The 15243-nt window shown below is 71.7% G+C and carries 15 protein-coding genes and 1 pseudogene; 9 read left to right on the forward strand and 7 right to left on the reverse strand.

All coding sequences use genetic code 11. From position 1 onward, the window contains the following. Positions 1 to 333 (reverse strand): annotated as a pseudogene (locus tag E2C05_RS19585) (hypothetical protein); the annotation flags it as partial. Between the two features lie 519 nt (positions 334 to 852). Here E2C05_RS19585 and E2C05_RS19590 point away from each other — a divergent pair. From E2C05_RS19590 to E2C05_RS19625, 8 genes are all read left to right on the forward strand, one after another. Beyond that, entirely contained in the window at positions 853 to 1179 is a 327-nt protein-coding gene (locus tag E2C05_RS19590; protein WP_240046794.1) for a DUF2849 domain-containing protein, read from the forward strand. Positions 1180 to 1197: 18 nt separating this feature from the next. Then, the gene (locus tag E2C05_RS19595; RefSeq protein WP_133221344.1) at positions 1198 to 2913 is read left to right on the forward strand and encodes a nitrite/sulfite reductase; all 1716 of its coding nucleotides are present in this window, start codon (positions 1198 to 1200) and stop codon (positions 2911 to 2913) included. Then, positions 2897 to 3391 carry a DUF934 domain-containing protein gene (locus E2C05_RS19600; RefSeq protein WP_133221345.1) on the forward strand — a complete coding sequence of 165 codons (495 nt, stop codon included), beginning with the start codon at positions 2897 to 2899 and terminating at the stop codon, positions 3389 to 3391. The genes E2C05_RS19595 and E2C05_RS19600 overlap by 17 nt, the downstream gene beginning before the upstream one ends. Before the next feature lies 1 nt (position 3392). Then, the gene (locus E2C05_RS19605) at positions 3393 to 4358 is read left to right on the forward strand and encodes a Bug family tripartite tricarboxylate transporter substrate binding protein (RefSeq protein ID WP_158292245.1); all 966 of its coding nucleotides are present in this window, start codon (positions 3393 to 3395) and stop codon (positions 4356 to 4358) included. Positions 4359 to 4502: 144 nt separating this feature from the next. After that, positions 4503 to 5519: an LLM class flavin-dependent oxidoreductase gene (locus E2C05_RS19610; RefSeq protein ID WP_133221347.1), complete on the forward strand. Its 1017-nt coding sequence runs from the start codon at positions 4503 to 4505 to the stop codon at positions 5517 to 5519. 199 nt (positions 5520 to 5718) lie between these two features. Next, the gene (locus E2C05_RS19615) at positions 5719 to 6849 is read left to right on the forward strand and encodes a serine hydrolase domain-containing protein (RefSeq protein ID WP_158292246.1); all 1131 of its coding nucleotides are present in this window, start codon (positions 5719 to 5721) and stop codon (positions 6847 to 6849) included. 13 nt (positions 6850 to 6862) lie between these two features. Next, positions 6863 to 8029: a thiolase domain-containing protein gene (locus E2C05_RS19620; RefSeq protein WP_133221349.1), complete on the forward strand. Its 1167-nt coding sequence runs from the start codon at positions 6863 to 6865 to the stop codon at positions 8027 to 8029. A 5-nt stretch (positions 8030 to 8034) separates the two neighbouring features. Next, positions 8035 to 8427: a Zn-ribbon domain-containing OB-fold protein gene (locus tag E2C05_RS19625; RefSeq protein WP_133221350.1), complete on the forward strand. Its 393-nt coding sequence runs from the start codon at positions 8035 to 8037 to the stop codon at positions 8425 to 8427. 119 nt (positions 8428 to 8546) lie between these two features. Here E2C05_RS19625 and ccmB read toward each other — a convergent pair whose 3' ends face one another. Together ccmB and ccmA are read right to left on the reverse strand one after the other, a co-directional pair. After that, complete coding sequence (gene ccmB, locus E2C05_RS19630; protein WP_133221356.1) at positions 8547 to 9233, reverse strand: heme exporter protein CcmB; 687 nt, start codon at positions 9231 to 9233, stop codon at positions 8547 to 8549. Positions 9234 to 9265: 32 nt separating this feature from the next. Further along, the gene (gene ccmA, locus E2C05_RS19635) at positions 9266 to 9856 is read right to left on the reverse strand and encodes a heme ABC exporter ATP-binding protein CcmA (RefSeq protein ID WP_133221351.1); all 591 of its coding nucleotides are present in this window, start codon (positions 9854 to 9856) and stop codon (positions 9266 to 9268) included. Between the two features lie 116 nt (positions 9857 to 9972). On the opposite strand from ccmA, the gene acnA reads away from it, so the two are divergent. Beyond that, positions 9973 to 12669: an aconitate hydratase AcnA gene (gene acnA, locus E2C05_RS19640; RefSeq protein ID WP_133221352.1), complete on the forward strand. Its 2697-nt coding sequence runs from the start codon at positions 9973 to 9975 to the stop codon at positions 12667 to 12669. Positions 12670 to 13070: 401 nt separating this feature from the next. Here acnA and E2C05_RS34715 read toward each other — a convergent pair whose 3' ends face one another. The 4 genes from E2C05_RS34715 to E2C05_RS19660 are packed head-to-tail and all read right to left on the reverse strand — an operon-like array spanning position 13071 to position 15114. After that, a complete protein-coding gene (locus tag E2C05_RS34715; protein ID WP_240046795.1) occupies positions 13071 to 13469 on the reverse strand; it encodes an RNA polymerase sigma factor region1.1 domain-containing protein in 399 nt (132 codons plus the stop codon). Between the two features lie 12 nt (positions 13470 to 13481). After that, a complete protein-coding gene (locus E2C05_RS19650) occupies positions 13482 to 14171 on the reverse strand; it encodes an SDR family NAD(P)-dependent oxidoreductase (protein WP_133221358.1) in 690 nt (229 codons plus the stop codon). 11 nt (positions 14172 to 14182) lie between these two features. Further along, positions 14183 to 14530, reverse strand: coding sequence for a thiol-disulfide oxidoreductase DCC family protein (locus E2C05_RS19655; protein WP_133221353.1), 348 nt, complete (start codon positions 14528 to 14530; stop codon positions 14183 to 14185). Positions 14531 to 14532: 2 nt separating this feature from the next. Next, complete coding sequence (locus E2C05_RS19660) at positions 14533 to 15114, reverse strand: demethoxyubiquinone hydroxylase family protein (RefSeq protein WP_200305870.1); 582 nt, start codon at positions 15112 to 15114, stop codon at positions 14533 to 14535. Positions 15115 to 15243: the final 129 nt, after the last annotated feature.

Raw genomic sequence — 15243 nt, forward strand, 5'->3', positions numbered from 1 at the left:
GGCGGGCTTCGGGGCGGGCGGCTTCGCCGCGGCCCGCTTGGCGGGCACCGGCACGGGCGTGGCGGCGGGGCGGGCCACCGGCTTTGCCGCCGGCTTCGTCGCCGGGGCGGTCTTCCGCGCGGTGGCCTTCGCCGCCGGCTTGGCGGTGGCCGGCTTCGGCGGCGCGGCCTTCGCCACCGGGCGGGCGGCGGGCTTCTTCGCCGGCTTGGCGGCAACGCTGCGGCGCGCCTCGGCAACCTGCTTCGGCTTCGCCGCCGGGCGGGACTTGCCGGCAGCGGGCTTGCCCGCGCTGGTGCGGGCGCCCGATCCCTTGGCCTTGGCGGGTGCCTTCATACCGGACCATTCTCCTGCGGCAGGCCAGCCGGCCCGGCCCGATGGGGGATGGCCCGACGGGGAAGCCGGGCGATTCCATCGAGCGAAGGCCAGCCGGGTTCGCTCTGCATGCCGAAGTTCCACATCTGGTGCTGCAGCGCCGGATCACGCGCCAGGAACGCCACAGTCCTGAAACCATAGCATTCCTTTGGCCCGAAGTCATTATCCCGGCGACCCGTGAGGCATCGCGCCGCCCACGGCATGCGACTCTCCCGGATAATTGCGAACGCCGTTCCGCTTTCCGCTGCCGCCTGCGGTTGTGGGGAAATAACGCGAACGCATCGCGTGATTTCCGCGGCTGCGACTTGGGTGACGCCGGGGCGGCAGGCCCGACCGCGGCCCGCGACCCCGCGCCGCGTGGACATCATCCGCCCTCGATGGGGTGGATAGGGTTGAATGCCCGTATGATGAGCGTTAAATCTGGCCATCATGCCAGCGGCCGCCGTGCTGCTGCCCCGGTGCCCGAGGAAATCCCCGACGATGTCTGCCCCGGCGAAGGCGAAGCCCGCCACCGCGCCCATGGTCTTCACCGCCAACCGGCTGCGCGATGGCCGCGTGGTCTGGCTGGCCGGCCCCGGCCGGTGGGCGGAGACGGTGCGGGAGGCGCGCGTCTTCCCCCCCGCCGAGGCCGCGGCCGGCCTGGCCCTGGCGCAGCAGGGTGAACGCGACCAGGTCGTCATCGGCGCCTATGGCGCCGAAGTGGCGATCCGCGACGGCATCGCCGTGCCGGTGCGGTTCCGCGAAAGGCTGCGGGCCGAGGGACCGAGCATCGCCGCCGAACCCGCCGAGTACCTCCTTGCCTCCTGACCTGCGGGAGCCTGCCGCATGAATGCCCTTGTCGAACCGCTGGCGCCGCCGGCGCCCGCCTATCCCCCGCATGCGCGGACCTACCGCTATGACGAGGTGGACCGCGAATTCCTGCAGGAGCGCATCGCCGAGTTCTCCGGCCAGATCGAACGGCGCCTGCGCGGCGAGCTGACGGAGGACGAGTTCAAGCCGTTGCGGCTGATGAACGGCCTCTACCTGCAGCTGCATGCCTACATGTACCGGATCGCCATCCCCTACGGCATCCTGAACGCGACCCAGCTGCGCCAGTTGGCGATGATCGCCCGCCGCTGGGATCGCGGCTTCGGCCATTTCACCACCCGGCAGAACATCCAGTTCAACTGGACGAAGCTGGAGGATGTGCCGGCCATCATGCGGGCGCTGGCCGCGGTGGACATGCACGGCATCCAGACCAGCGGCAATTGCATCCGCAACACCACCACGGACGAATATGCCGGCGCCGCGCCGGACGAGGCGGCGGACCCGCGGGTCTATGCCGAGATCATCCGGCAATGGTCGACGCTGCACCCGGAATTCACCTGGCTGCCGCGCAAGTTCAAGATCGCCATCACCGGCGCGCCGCATGACCGCGTGGCGCTGCAGGCGCATGACGTCGGCGTGGTGGTGCGGAAGAACGCGGCCGGCGAGACCGGCTTCGAGGTCTGGGCCGGCGGCGGGCTGGGCCGCACGCCGGTGCTGGCGACGAAGCTGCGCGACTGGGTGCCGGAAGAGGACTTCCTTGCCTATCTGGAAGCGGTGCTGCGCGTCTACAACGCGCTGGGCAACCGCGACAACATCTACAAGGCACGCATCAAGATCCTGGTGCGCGACCTGGGGCCGGACTTCCTGGCGCGGGTCGAGGCGGAGTTCGCCCGCATGCCGCGGCAGCGCTACCGGCTGGACCCGGAGATCGTCGCGCAGATCGCCGCGCATTTCGCCCCGCCGCCCTTCCCCCGGCTGGCGGACGACCCGCCGGCCTACCGCGACGCCCTGGCGCGCGATGCCGCCTTCGCCGCCTGGGCGCGGCAGAGCGTGCGGCCGCACCGTCAGCCCGGCCATGCCTCCGTCACCATCTCGCTGAAGCCGATCGGCGGCATACCCGGCGATTGCAGCGCCGAGCAGATGGAGGCGGTCGCCGCGCTGGCGGAGCGGCACGCCTTCGGCGAGATCCGCGTGACGCATGTGCAGAACCTGGTGCTGCCGCATGTCCGGCAGGACGAGCTGTTCGCGGTGTGGGAGGGGCTGCGCGCGGTGGGCCTGGCCACGCCGAATATCGGGCTGGTCAGCGACATCATCGCCTGCCCGGGGATGGACTACTGCGCCCTGGCCACCGCCCGCAGCATCCCGGTGGCGCAGATGATCAGCGAGCGCTTCGCCGATCTCGACCGGCAGCTCGACATCGGCGAGTGCTTCATCAACATCTCCGGCTGCATCAATGCCTGCGGCCATCACCATATCGGCCATATCGGCATCCTGGGCGTCGACAAGCGCGGGGCGGAAAGCTACCAGATCACGCTCGGCGGCAGCGCCACCAACGACGCCGCCATCGGCGAGCTGGTGGGGCCCGGCTTCCCCTATGACCAGGTGACGGATGCGGTGGAGACCATCCTCCGCACCTATGTCGCCCGCCGCGCGGCGGGGGAGCGCTTCGTGGACACCTATCGCCGCATCGGCCCCGCGCCGTTCAAGGAGGCGCTGTATGCCGCTGCTGGATGAGCATGGCCGCGCGGTGGCCGATGCCTGGGTGCGCGTCGCCGATGACGCCCCGCTGCCGGAGGGACCGGCGATCCTGACCGCGGCGCGGCTGCGCGCCGAGGACCTGTCCGGGCGCAACGCGCCGCTGGGCATCGCCCTCGACCCCGCGACCGCGCCGGAGGCGGTGGCGGACCTGCTGCCGCGGCTGTCGCTGGTGACCATCGCGCTGCCCAAGGCGAAGGATGGCCGAGCCTTCACCCAGGCCCGGGCGCTGCGCGAGCATGCTGGCTTCCGCGGCGAGATCCGCGCAACCGGCCATGTGCTGCCCGACCAGTGGCGCATGCTGCGGCGCTGCGGCGTGACGACCGTGGAGGTGCCGGAGGGCGCCGACCTGGCGCAGTGGCGGCGGTCCTTCGATGTCGTCGACATCGCCTTCCAGCCGGCGCAGGATTCGGGCAGCGCGCTCGGCCTGCGGCGGCAGCGGCTGCGGGTGGCCTGAGATGATCCCACGTCGTTCCCTGCTGGCGCTGGCCGGGGCCGCCGCCCTGCCGCTGCCCGCCATGGCGCAAGGCGAGGCCTGGCCGCGCGAGCGCTCGCTTCGCTACATCGTCCCGGTGGCGCCGGGCGGCAGCCAGGACATCGTGGCGCGGCTCTTCGCCCGCCACCTGACGGATGTGCTCGGCCAGAACGTCCTGGTCGAGAACATGCCGGGCGCCGGCAGCAATATCGGCTACGAGTTCGTCGCGCGGCAGAAGCCGGACGGCTACACCCTGCTGGCGGGCTCCGACAGCCTGTCCATCAACAAGGCGCTGTTTCCGCGCCTGGGCTTCGACGTGACGGGCTTCGCGCCGGTGGCGCAGGGCGTGCGGGTGCCGCAGATCCTGGTGGTGCGCGCCGACAGCCCGCTGCGCGACTTCCCCCGCTTCGTGGAGGCGGCGCGGCGGGAGCCGCCGGCGGTCGGCACGCCGGGCAACGGGAGCCTCGCGCATCTGCTGGGCGAGCAGATCCAGGCGGCGGCCGAGATCCGCTGGACCCATGTGCCCTACAAGGGCGGCGCGCTAGCGGTGAACGACCTGCTGGGCGGCAGCCTGCAGGCCGTGCTGATCAATATCGGCGCGGTGACCGACCATGTGAAGGTGGGGCGGCTGCGCGGGCTCTTCGTCTCCTCCGGCCAACGCACCGCGGCGCTGCCCGAGGTGCCGACACTGGCCGAGGCCGGGCTGCCGGGCGCCGAGGCGGTGGGCTGGCACGGCGTGGTCGCGCCGCCGGGCACCGATCCGGCGATCTGCGCCCGGCTGAACGCCGCGCTGGCCCAGGTGCTGCGCCGGCCGGAGGTGGCCGAGCGCATCGCCGCCCTTGGGCTGGAGCCGGTGGAGGCGCCGCCCGAGGCTCTCGGCCGCGTGGTCCTGGCCGATGCGGCGCGCTGGTCCGAGGTGGTCCGCCGGGCGCGGATCCAGCCGGACTGAGGGCTTCGCCGCGAGAGGCGGAGCCGCCCGCCCGGGCGGACTCCGGGCGCCCGCGCCGATCCGATGCCGGGCCTTCGATCGCCGCGCCCTAGCCTTCGCCCACCCGCCTGCTAGGCTTCCCCCAAGGAATGGGGGGAGACCGGCATGCAGTTCGGCATCTTCGACCAGAATGATCGTGGCGCGCTGGACCCGGCGACGCATTACGAGGCGCGGCTGCGCCTGCTGGAATTCTACGACCGCGCCGGCTTCCACCGCTACCATGTCAGCGAGCACCATGCGACGCCGCTGAGCACCACGCCGGCGACCGGTGCCTGGCTGGGTGCGGTGGCGCAGCGCACGACGCGCATCCGCTTCGGGCCGCTGGTCTATATCCTCCCGCTCCGCCACCCGCTGCAGGTCGCCGAGGAGGTCTGCCTGCTGGACCAGATGAGCGGCGGGCGGTTCGAGCTGGGCATCGGCCGCGGCGTCTCCCCCCATGAGCTCGGCTATCACGGCGTGGCGGCGGATGAGAGCCCGGCCATGCTGGAGGAAGGGCTGGCGCTGCTGCTGCAGGCCCTGACGCAGGAGGAGGTGAGCTTCGAGGGCCGCTTCTGGCAATGCCGTCGCGTGCCGGTGGTGCTGCGGCCGAGGCAGCGGCCGCACCCGCCGCTCTGGATGCCCTCCGCCACGGTCGAGCATGCGGCGCGCGCCGCGCGGCTGGGGGCCGCCACGGTCTGCAACGGCCCCGTGGACCGCGTCGCCGGGATCGTCGCGCGCTTCCGCGCGGACTGGACGCGGCCGGCGCCGCTGCCGCCCATCGGCCTGTCCCGCGCACTGGTGGTGGCCGAGACGCGGGAGGAGGCGCAGGCGGTCGCCCGCCGCGCCTGGCGCACCCATGCCATCAGCTTCCTCAAGCTGTGGCGGCAGCACGGCACGACCCCGATCAACGCGCGGATGAGCGAGGATTTCGCCGAGGCCGAGGCCGCCGGTCTCGCCTTTGCCGGCACCGCGGCGGAGGTGCGGGACGCGCTGCGCCGCCAGGTGCGCCAGACCGGGGTGAACTACCTGGTCGCCCGCTTCGCCTTCGGCGACCAGGATGAGGCGGAGATGCTGCGTTCCGCGCAGCTCTTCGCGCGCGAGATCATGCCGGCCTTGGCCGAAGACCACCGCGAAGCCGCGTGACGACTGGCCGCCCGATGACCGCAGCCGCGAAGGCCGCGGAGGTCTGAATCGGGCGGCCAGACCTTTACCGCCCGATGACCGCAGCCGCGAAGGCCGCGGAGGTCTGAATCGGGCGGCCAAACCTTTGCCGTCCGATGACCGCAGCCGCGAAGGCCGCGGAGGTCTGGATCGGCCGGCCAGACACGAAGGAGAGCAACCCATGACCTTCCCGCTGCCCGAGTCGAACCCGGAGGCGCTCGGCCTCGATCCGCGGCCGTTGGAGCGGCTCTGCGCCACCGTCGAGCGGCACATCGCCGAGGGCCATCATCCCGGCGCCCAGGTCGCGGTGGCGCGGCACGGCAAGCTGGCGGTGTTCCGCAGCTTCGGCAGGTCGCGCGTCGCGCCGGACATGGCGGCCAATGCCGACACGCTGTTCCTGATGTACTCCAACACCAAGGTGGTGACCGCGGCCGCGGTCTGGCTGCTGGCGGAGGATGGGCTGCTGCGCTTCTCCGACACCATCGCCCAGCACCTTCCGGAATTCGCCGCGCATGGGAAGGAGCAGGTCACCGTCCTGCAATTGCTGACGCATCAGGGCGGCTTCCCATCCGCCATGGTGTCGCCGGAGATCGCGGCGGATCACGACGCGGTGCGGCGCGCGGTCTGCAACTTCACCCTGGAATGGACGCCCGGCAGCAAGGTCCGCTACCACCCGACCTCCGCCCACTGGGTGGCGGCGATGCTGATCGAGGCGATCACCGGCCAGGATTTTCGCGCGTTCATCCGCGACCGGGTGCTGGCGCCCATCGGGCTGGCCAATGAGGTCTTCGTCGGCCTGCCGGAGGCCGAGCATGGCCGCGCCGCCTTCATCTACGACCCGCCGGCGGAGGGTGCCTTCCCCTCCCGCGCCGGGGAGAACCATCCGGGCCACTGGAGGGTGGGTGTTCCGGGCGGCGGCGGCTACGGCACCGCGCGCGGCATGGCGGCCTTCTACCAGATGCTGGCGCAGGGCGGCGTGCTGAACGGCACGCGCATCCTCTCGCCGCGGATGATCGAATTCGTCACGCGCGACTTCACGGGCGACCGCATCGACGAATACATGAACCTGCCGATGCATCGCGGCATTGGCCCGCATTCGCGCGGCGACTGGCCGGTGGCGCGGGGCCTGGGCGCCATCGCGCATCCGCGCACCTTCGGCCATGGCGGCGTCGGCAGTTCCTATTGCTGGGCGGACCCGACCAGCGGCGTCTCCTTCGCCTTCTTCTCCAACTGCCGACAGACGGAGGCCTTCCACAACCAGCGCATGGACGTGCTGAGCAACCTGGCGCATGCCGCCATCCTGCCGGCGTGAAAGGGGTTGTGACATGACCATCAAGGGCAAGGCCTATATCGCCGGCGCCTATGAGCACCCGACCCGGCTGGCCAAGGACAAGTCGGTCGCGCAGCTGCACGCCGAAAGCGCGTTGGGTGCGCTGCGCGATGCCGGGCTGACGAAGGACGACGTGGACGGCTATTTCTGCGCCGGCGACGCGCCCGGCCTCGGCCCGCTGGCCATGGCCGACTACATGAACCTGACGCTGCGCCATCTCGACAGCACGGATGTCGGCGGCTGTTCCTACATCGCCCATGTCGCGCATGCGGCGGAAGCGATCGCCATGGGCAAGTGCCGGGTGGCGCTGATCACCCTGGCGGGGCGGCCGCGCAGCGAGGGCCATTCCGGCGCGGTGCCGCGGGTGCGCGGCGCCGATGCGCCCGACACGCAATGGGAATTTCCGACCGGCATCGCCACGGTGAATGCCTATGCGATGTGCGCGGCGCGGCACATGCACCAGTACGGCACCACCTCCGAGCAACTGGCCTGGATCAAGGTGGCGGCCAGCCACCATGCGCAGCACAACCCGCATGCCATGCTGCGGGACGTGGTGACGGTGGAGCAGGTGGTGGACAGCCCGCTGATCGCCACGCCGCTGCACCGGCTGGATTGCTGCGTGGTGTCGGACGGCGGCGGTGCCCTGGTCGTCGTTTCCCCCGAGATCGCCCGATCCCTCAAGCGGCCGCTGGTCAAAGTGCTGGGCGCGGGAGAGAGCATGAAGGGCCAGATGGGCGGGGAGGTGGACCTGACCTATTCCGCCGCCGTCCGCAGCGGCCCCGCCGCCTTTGCCGAGGCCGGGGTGAAGCCCACCGACATCAAATACGCCTCGATCTATGACAGCTTCACCATCACCGTGCTGATGCAGATCGAGGACCTGGGCTTCTGCGAGAAGGGCCAGGGCGGGAAATTCGTCGCCGATGGCAACCTCATCAGCGGCACCGGGAAGCTGCCCTTCAACACGGATGGCGGCGGGCTCTGCAACAACCACCCGGCCAATCGCGGCGGCATCACCAAGGTGATCGAGGCGGTGCGGCAGTTGCGCGGGGAAGCGCACCCCGCCGTGCAGGTGAGGAGTTGCGACATCGCGCTGGTGCATGGCACCGGCGGCCTGCTCGGCAGCCGCCACGGCGCCGCCACGCTCATCATGGAACGGGAGTGACCGCCATGGCCAAGGAACGCGCCATCCCCGCGCCGCTGACCAACCCCGAGACGGAACCCTTCTGGGCCGCGGCGCGGGAGGGGAAATTCCTCATCCGCGCCTGCACCGAATGCGGCAAGGCGCATTGGTACCCGCGCGCCATCTGCCCGCATTGCATGAGCGAGAAGACCGAGTGGCGGGAGGCTTCCGGCCGCGGCACCATCTACAGCGTCAGCGTCATGAAGCGCGCGCCGGAGGTCTACGCCGTGGCCTATGTGACGCTGGAGGAAGGGCCCACGATGATGACCAACATCGTGGAGTGCGACTTCGACCGGGTGGCGATCGGCGACAGGGTGGTGGTCACCTGGCGGCCGACCCAGGGGGACGGGCCGCCCTACCCGCAATTCCGCCCGGCCTGAGGCGCAAGGGCGGCGGCCTCAGCGCCGCCGTCCCGCCAGCAGCGTCAGGCCGAGCACGACGGCCAGCGCGATCATCGCCGGCCGGTTCTGCGCGATCCAGTCCAGGGCCTGCTGCAGCATCATTCCGTCCTCAGGGCGGCGCCGGCCGCCAGCGGTGCCAGCGGGGTCGCCGCAGCCAGCAGGGCGGCCAGCAGCAGCAGGTAGGGGCGTGCCTCCAGCCCGGCCGCCGCCGCCTCGATCGCCGCGGCGCCGAAGATGACGGCGGGGATGGCCAGCGGCAGCACCAGCAGCGGCAGCAGCACGCCGCCGCGCCGGGCGCCGAGCGTCAGCGCCGCCCCGGCGGTGCCGAGCAGCGACAGGAACCCGGCCGCGAGGCCGAGCGCCGCCATGGCCGCCGGCCAGGCTTCCACCGGCAGGTTCAGCATGGCGGCGGCGATGGGTGTCGCCAGCAGCAGGGGCAGTCCCGTGGTCAGCCAATGCGCCGCCGCCTTGGCCGCCGCCACCGCGCTGGGCCCGAGGCCGGAGAGGAGCAGCTGGTCGAGCGTCCCGTCCTCGGCATCCGCGCCGAACAAGCGGTCGAGCGGCAGCAGCGCCGCCAGCAGCGCGGCGGCGAGCAGGGCGCCTGGGGCAAGGCGGGCCAGCGTCTCCGGCGCCGGGCCGACGCCGAAGGGGAACAGCGCGGCGACGAGGACGAAGAACAGCACCGCCGCCAGCGTGTCCGCCGGGTGGCGCAGCGCCAGGCGCAGTTCCCGTCCCAGCAGCGCCAGCCAGGCCCGGCCGCCGCCGGCCGGCGCGATGTCCGCCATGGCCGGCCTCGGCAAGGCCTCGCCGGGCGCGCTCACAGCCGCAACTCCCTGGCCCCGGGCAGGGGCAGGGGCAGATGGGTGGCCGCCAGCACCATGCCGCCGCGCGCGCGGTGCCGCGCCAGCAGCGCGCCCAGCCGCTCCACCGAGGCGGCGTCCAGCCCCACCGTCGGCTCGTCCAGCAGCCAGAGCGGCGCGGGCGCCAGGGCCAGGCGGGCCAGCGCCAGCCGCCGCTTCTGGCCGGACGACAGGACGCGCGCCGGCAGATCGGCCAGCGGCAGAAGGTCCAGCGTCGCCAGCGCCGCCTCCACCTCCCCGCCCCAGAGCCTGGCGAAGAAGCCGAGATTCTCCCGGGCCGTGAGGGCGGGCTTCAGCGCATCCTGGTGGGAAAGGTAGCGCAGCCTGGCGGCATGGGCGGCGCGGTCGGCGAAGGCATCCCGCCCGCCCCAGGCGACCTCGCCGGCTTCCGGCCGCAGCAGCCCGGCCAGCAGGCGCAGCAGCGTGGACTTGCCGGCGCCATTGGCCCCCACCAGCAGCAGCGCGCCTTCGGCGTCCAGCCGGAACGACAGGCCGGCGAACACCGCCCGTTCGCCGCGGAAGCAGGCCAGGTTACGCGCTTCCAGCATTACCCGACCTAGCCCCTTGGAAAAGCAGCGACCCGTGGACCGTCAAGGCCGGCCATGCTTAAAACCGCGTCCGTGACGCGCCGCAACAGGGCGCGCCGATAGAAAGGTTCCGGATCATGCGGATGATCGGGCAGGACAGCCTGAAGACCCGCCGCACCCTGACGGTTGACGGCAAGACCTACCACTACTTCAGCCTGCCCGAAGCGGCCAAGAGCATCGGCGACATCGCGCGGCTGCCCTACAGCCTGAAGGTGCTGCTGGAGAATGTCCTGCGCTACGAGGACGGGCGCAGCTACACCGTGGACGATGCCAAGGCGATCGCCGGCTGGCTGCCTTCGGGCAAGTCCGAGAAGGAGGTGCCCTTCCGCCCCGCCCGCATCCTGATGCAGGATTTCACGGGCGTGCCGGGCGTGGTGGACCTCGCCGCCATGCGCGACGGGATCATCAAGCTGGGCGGCGACCCGCGCCGGGTGAACCCGCTGGTGCCGGTCGACCTGGTCATCGACCACTCCGTCATGGTGGACCATTCCGGCACGCCGGACGCGTTGCAGAAGAACGTGGACATCGAGTTCGAGCGCAACGGCGAGCGCTACGAATTCCTCCGCTGGGGCCAGTCCGCCTTCGACAATTTCCGCGTGGTCCCGCCGGGCACCGGCATCTGCCATCAGGTGAACCTGGAATACCTGGCGCAGGTGGTCTGGACCATGTCCGATGCCGGCGACCTCTATGCCTACCCGGACAGCTGCTACGGCACCGACAGCCACACGACGATGGTCAACGGCCTCGGCGTGCTCGGCTGGGGCGTCGGCGGAATCGAGGCGGAGGCGGCCATGCTCGGCCAGCCCATCGCCATGCTCATCCCCGACGTCATCGGCTTCAGGCTGGTGGGCAAGCTGAAGGAAGGCGTCACCGCCACCGATCTGGTGCTGACGGTCACCCAGATGCTGCGCAAGAAGGGCGTGGTCGGCAAGTTCGTCGAATTCTTCGGCGCCGGCCTCGACGACCTGGCGCTGGCGGACCGCGCCACCATCGCCAACATGGCGCCGGAATACGGCGCGACCTGCGGCTTCTTCCCGGTGGATGCCACCACCATCGGCTACCTCAACCTGTCCGGCCGGGACGAGCACCGGATCAGGCTGGTCGAGGAATACGCCAAGGCGCAGGGCATGTGGCGCGACGCCAACACGCCCGACCCGGTCTTCACCGACACGCTGGAACTCGACCTCTCGACGGTCGAGCCGTCCCTCGCCGGGCCGAAGCGGCCGCAGGACCGGGTGGCGCTGTCCTCCGTCGCCTCCTCCTTCGCCAAGGACCTCGCCGCCGGCGTCATGGGCGTGCCGGGCGACGAGGCGGCGAAGCGGGTGAAGGTGGACGGGGCGAATTACGACCTCGGGCACGGGGACGTGGTGATCGCCGCCATCACCTCCTGCACCAACACCTCCAACCCCTATGTCCTGGTCGCGGCCGGGCTGGTGGCGAAGAAGGCGAACGAGCTTGGCCTGAAGGCGAAGCCCTGGGTGAAGACCTCGCTCGCGCCCGGCAGCCAGGTGGTCACCGACTACCTCGCGCAATCCGGCCTGCAGCCGCATTTGGATGCGCTGGGCTTCAACATCGCCGGCTATGGCTGCACCACCTGCATCGGCAACAGCGGGCCGCTGCCGGACCCGATCGTGGATGCGATCGAGAACGAGAAGCTGGTCGCCGCCGCGGTGCTGTCGGGGAACCGCAACTTCGAAGGCCGCGTGCATGCCAATGTGCGCGCCAACTACCTCGCCTCCCCGCCGCTGGTGGTCGCCTATGCCCTGGCCGGCACGGTGACGAAGGACATCAGCAAGGATCCGATCGGCACCGGCAGCAACGGCCAGCCGGTCTACCTGAAGGACATCTGGCCGACGCAGAAGGAGGTGTCGGACACCGTCCATGCCGTCGTCACGCGGCAGATGTTCGTCACCCGCTACGGCGACGTCTTCAAGGGCCCGCAGCAGTGGCAGGCCATCCGCGTGGATGCGGACAGCGACACCTATCGCTGGAACAGCGGCTCCACCTATGTCCAGAACCCGCCCTATTTCGAGGGCATCACGCCGGAGGTGGCGGGCATCCAGCCCATCGCCGGGGCGCGGGTGCTGGCGGTGCTGGCCGACAGCATCACCACCGACCACATCTCGCCCGCCGGCAACATCCGCAAGACCAGCCCGGCCGGCGAATACCTGCTGGAGCACCAGGTCCGGCAGGCCGACTTCAACAGCTACGGCGCCCGCCGCGGCAACCATGAAGTCATGATGCGCGGCACCTTCGCCAATATCCGCATCAAGAACGAGATGGTGCCGGGGACCGAGGGCGGCCTGAGCAAGCACTACCCGTCCGGCGACGTCGCGCCGATCTACGACGTGGCGATGCGCTACAAGCGCGAAGGCACGCCGCTGGTGGTGTTCGGCGGCAAGGAATACGGCACCGGGTCGTCGCGCGACTGGGCGGCGAAGGGCACCTTCCTGCTGGGCGTGAAGGCGGTGGTGGCCGAGAGCTTCGAGCGCATCCACCGGTCCAACCTGGTCGGCATGGGCGTGCTGCCGCTGGTCTTCATGAATGGCGAGGACCGCAAGTCGCTGGGCATCACCGGCAATGAGCAGGTGGACATCGTCGGGCTGGAGGACCTCAAGCCGCGCATGACCCTGGACCTGGTCATCACCCGTGCCGATGGCAGCAAGCACACCACGAAGGTGCTGTGCCGCGTCGATACGGCGGATGAGGTCGAGTACTACAAGAACGGCGGCATCCTGCACTACGTGCTGCGCGGGATGGCCAAGGCGGCCTGATCCGGGCCGCCCGCCGAAGGATCGCAAGGGGCCCGAAAAGGGCCCCTTCGCACTTTAGGGGCCTGCCTGCGGGGCGACGGCGCGCAGCGACCTGTCCGGACACCGTCGCCAAGCCGCCGCCCGCCCGGCGTGACGATGCGCCGCTGTCCCGCCGGCCTGCGCCCCATCCGGATCAGAGTCCTTGCCTTCGTCCGGGCTTCGCTCGAGCAGATCCCGATCAGGTCGACCCACCTGATCGGGTGAAGATGCTCGTAGGATCAAAACACTAGAGCGGTTGCCGTGGGCCATGGCGAACGGAAACCGCTCTAGGGGGTACGCGGCGGGGACCACGCCCATCGGGCGCGTTACCGACGGCAGGACCTATCCCGGGCCACGAACGGCAGGATGCCTGGGGACCGGGATCACTCGTCCTCGGCTTCGACCAGGTCGATCCCGAGATCGCTCAGCGTGGCGAGATGGTCCTCGATCACCTCCGACGACACCTCGTCGGAAGGCAGGGCAGCATTCAGCTCCGCCACGGTGACATAGCCGCGCGCCTGACCGCGCGCGACAAGCTGCCGCATCGCCTCGGACAGCCGGGCCTCCAGCAGCGACAGCAGATCCGGCGGTGCCGCCCCGTCCAGCACCTGCACGCCCTGGGCCGCCAGCATGGCGGTGAACTCCGCCACCAGCCCGTCCGGCGCCGGCGGATGCGACAGCGCCGCCCGGATCTCCGCCTGCGTTGCCCAGCCGCGGGTGCCTGCCAGGGCCGTCAGCGCCGCAATCCGCTCAACCCAGGGCCAGAAGGGATTGCCCGCCATCCGCCTGCCTCCCTACCAGGGCACCGGCTCGCCCCGATGGTCCAGGAATGCGCCCGACCGGTCCGGCCCGACCGCGGCCAGGACCTCCAGGATGTGCCTGGCGGCCTCCGGCGGCCGCTGCACCTCCAGCCCCGCCTTGGAGAAGGGGCCGGAGAGGCCGGTATCGACCGTCCCGGGATGGACCGCAACGATCGACGCGCCGGGGTTGGAGCGGCGCAGCTCCACCGCTGCCGTGCGGACCAGCTGGTTCAGCGCCGCCTTGCTGGCGCGGTAGCTCCACCAGCCGCCCAGCCGGTTGTCGCCGATGCTCCCGACCCGGGCGGAGAGCGCGGCGAACACCGCGGGCCCGTCCCGTCGCAGCCGCGGCAGCAGGTGCTTCATGGCCAGCGCGGGGCCGATGGCATTCACCGCGAAGCTGTGCGCCAGATGCGCCGGGTCCAGCTGGCGCATCGCCTTCTCCGGCTGGAACCGGGCATCGTGCAGGAAGCCGGTGGCGAGGATGACCAGCGCCAGGTCCGGCGCCTCCCGCCCCAGCCACGCAGCGGCCGCCGCGACGCTGGCTTCGTCGGTGATGTCGAGCGGCGGGTCGCCGCGGCGGGAGAGGCCGAGGACGCGGCGCCAGCGCCCCTCCGCCTCCAGCGCCGCCAGCAGCCCGGCGCCGATGCCGCCCGTCGCGCCCAGCACCACGGCGGTGCCGGCCATGGCGCCGGCGGTCACCGCCACAGCCGCCGCAGCCGCAGGAAGCCGGCATAGGCCAAGTCGGCCAGCGGCGTCACCGGTCGCCAGGCCACCAGCGCGCCCAGCCAGCGGAAGCCGGGCACGCGGCGCCAGACCTCGGCGAAGGCGGCGGCGCCAGCGACCAGCCGCCCGTCCGGCAGGCGGGCATGGAAACGCGCGAGCGCCGCCGCGCGGTCCACTCCCGCCGGCGGCGCCTCGCGCGAGACATCCACCCAGGCCAGCCCTTCGGTCCCCTGGCGGTCGCGGTAGAAGGCGATCTCGCGGGAGCAGACCGGGCAGCCGCCGTCGTAGAAGATCGTGACCGGCGCGGGTTCCGTCGCCATGGCTAGATCCGCCGCGCCGCCGACACCGCGGCCGCACTGCCGGTGCCGACCAGCCGGGCCCAGGCGCGCAGCAACGGTCCCGCCGAGGCGCCGCCCAGCGCCGCCGCCTCGTCGCGGTGATGCACTTCCTCGGCCTGGCAGGTCTCCAGCAGGCGGCGCAGCGCGCCTTCCTCCCCCTCGCGGCCGAGCTTGGCGATCTGCTCCTCGTAGTGGTGGTCCACGAAGGTCTCCACCGCCTCGATCGTGGCGTAGGTGGCGCGAGGGCCGGCCAGGGCCGGTAGGAAGCCGGTCAGGAACCCTGCCACGCGCCAGACCGGCAGCAGCAGGCTGCGCTGGCCGGGCGCCAGCAGCGCGTCCAGCAGCCTCAGATGCTCGCTCTCGGTCGCCAGGTGGCGGGTGGCGAAGTCGCGGATCGCTGGATCGCGCGCCGCCGCCAGGATGCCGCGATAGATCATGACTGCGCCGGTCTCGCCGGCATGGTCGGATCGCAGGTCGCCCAGCAGGCCGGGAATGCGGCGCAGCAGCGGGGCGATGGCGATGTCGGGTTGCGGGCCGGCGGCGGTCGGCGCGGTCGTGGCACTCATGCGCTCGAGTTGGGCGGGCCGGCCGGCGCGGCAAGGGGCGGCCATGCCGCAGCCTGCCCCTGGCCAGGCCCGCGCCAGGGACAGGCGCGGCGCGGCGCGGCGGCCGAAACCCGGCGCGGCACCCCCCCC

It is taken from the genome of Paracraurococcus ruber, from assembly GCF_004353985.1.
Lineage (GTDB): Bacteria > Pseudomonadota > Alphaproteobacteria > Acetobacterales > Acetobacteraceae > Paracraurococcus > Paracraurococcus ruber.

Coding starts and splice junctions, on each gene's coding strand:
- E2C05_RS19600 (WP_133221345.1), top strand. CDS start 2,897: ATGCCGCTGCTGGATGAGCATGGCCGCGCGGTGGCCGATGCCTGGGTG.
- E2C05_RS19615 (WP_158292246.1), top strand. CDS start 5,719: ATGACCTTCCCGCTGCCCGAGTCGAACCCGGAGGCGCTCGGCCTCGAT.
- E2C05_RS34715 (WP_240046795.1), bottom strand. CDS start 13,469: ATGGCGGGCAATCCCTTCTGGCCCTGGGTTGAGCGGATTGCGGCGCTG.
- E2C05_RS19625 (WP_133221350.1), top strand. CDS start 8,035: ATGGCCAAGGAACGCGCCATCCCCGCGCCGCTGACCAACCCCGAGACG.
- E2C05_RS19605 (WP_158292245.1), top strand. CDS start 3,393: ATGATCCCACGTCGTTCCCTGCTGGCGCTGGCCGGGGCCGCCGCCCTG.
- ccmB (WP_133221356.1), bottom strand. CDS start 9,233: ATGGCGGACATCGCGCCGGCCGGCGGCGGCCGGGCCTGGCTGGCGCTG.
- acnA (WP_133221352.1), top strand. CDS start 9,973: ATGCGGATGATCGGGCAGGACAGCCTGAAGACCCGCCGCACCCTGACG.
- E2C05_RS19660 (WP_200305870.1), bottom strand. CDS start 15,114: ATGAGTGCCACGACCGCGCCGACCGCCGCCGGCCCGCAACCCGACATC.
- E2C05_RS19650 (WP_133221358.1), bottom strand. CDS start 14,171: ATGGCCGGCACCGCCGTGGTGCTGGGCGCGACGGGCGGCATCGGCGCC.
- E2C05_RS19590 (WP_240046794.1), top strand. CDS start 853: ATGTCTGCCCCGGCGAAGGCGAAGCCCGCCACCGCGCCCATGGTCTTC.
- E2C05_RS19620 (WP_133221349.1), top strand. CDS start 6,863: ATGACCATCAAGGGCAAGGCCTATATCGCCGGCGCCTATGAGCACCCG.
- E2C05_RS19595 (WP_133221344.1), top strand. CDS start 1,198: ATGAATGCCCTTGTCGAACCGCTGGCGCCGCCGGCGCCCGCCTATCCC.
- ccmA (WP_133221351.1), bottom strand. CDS start 9,856: ATGCTGGAAGCGCGTAACCTGGCCTGCTTCCGCGGCGAACGGGCGGTG.
- E2C05_RS19610 (WP_133221347.1), top strand. CDS start 4,503: ATGCAGTTCGGCATCTTCGACCAGAATGATCGTGGCGCGCTGGACCCG.
- E2C05_RS19655 (WP_133221353.1), bottom strand. CDS start 14,530: ATGGCGACGGAACCCGCGCCGGTCACGATCTTCTACGACGGCGGCTGC.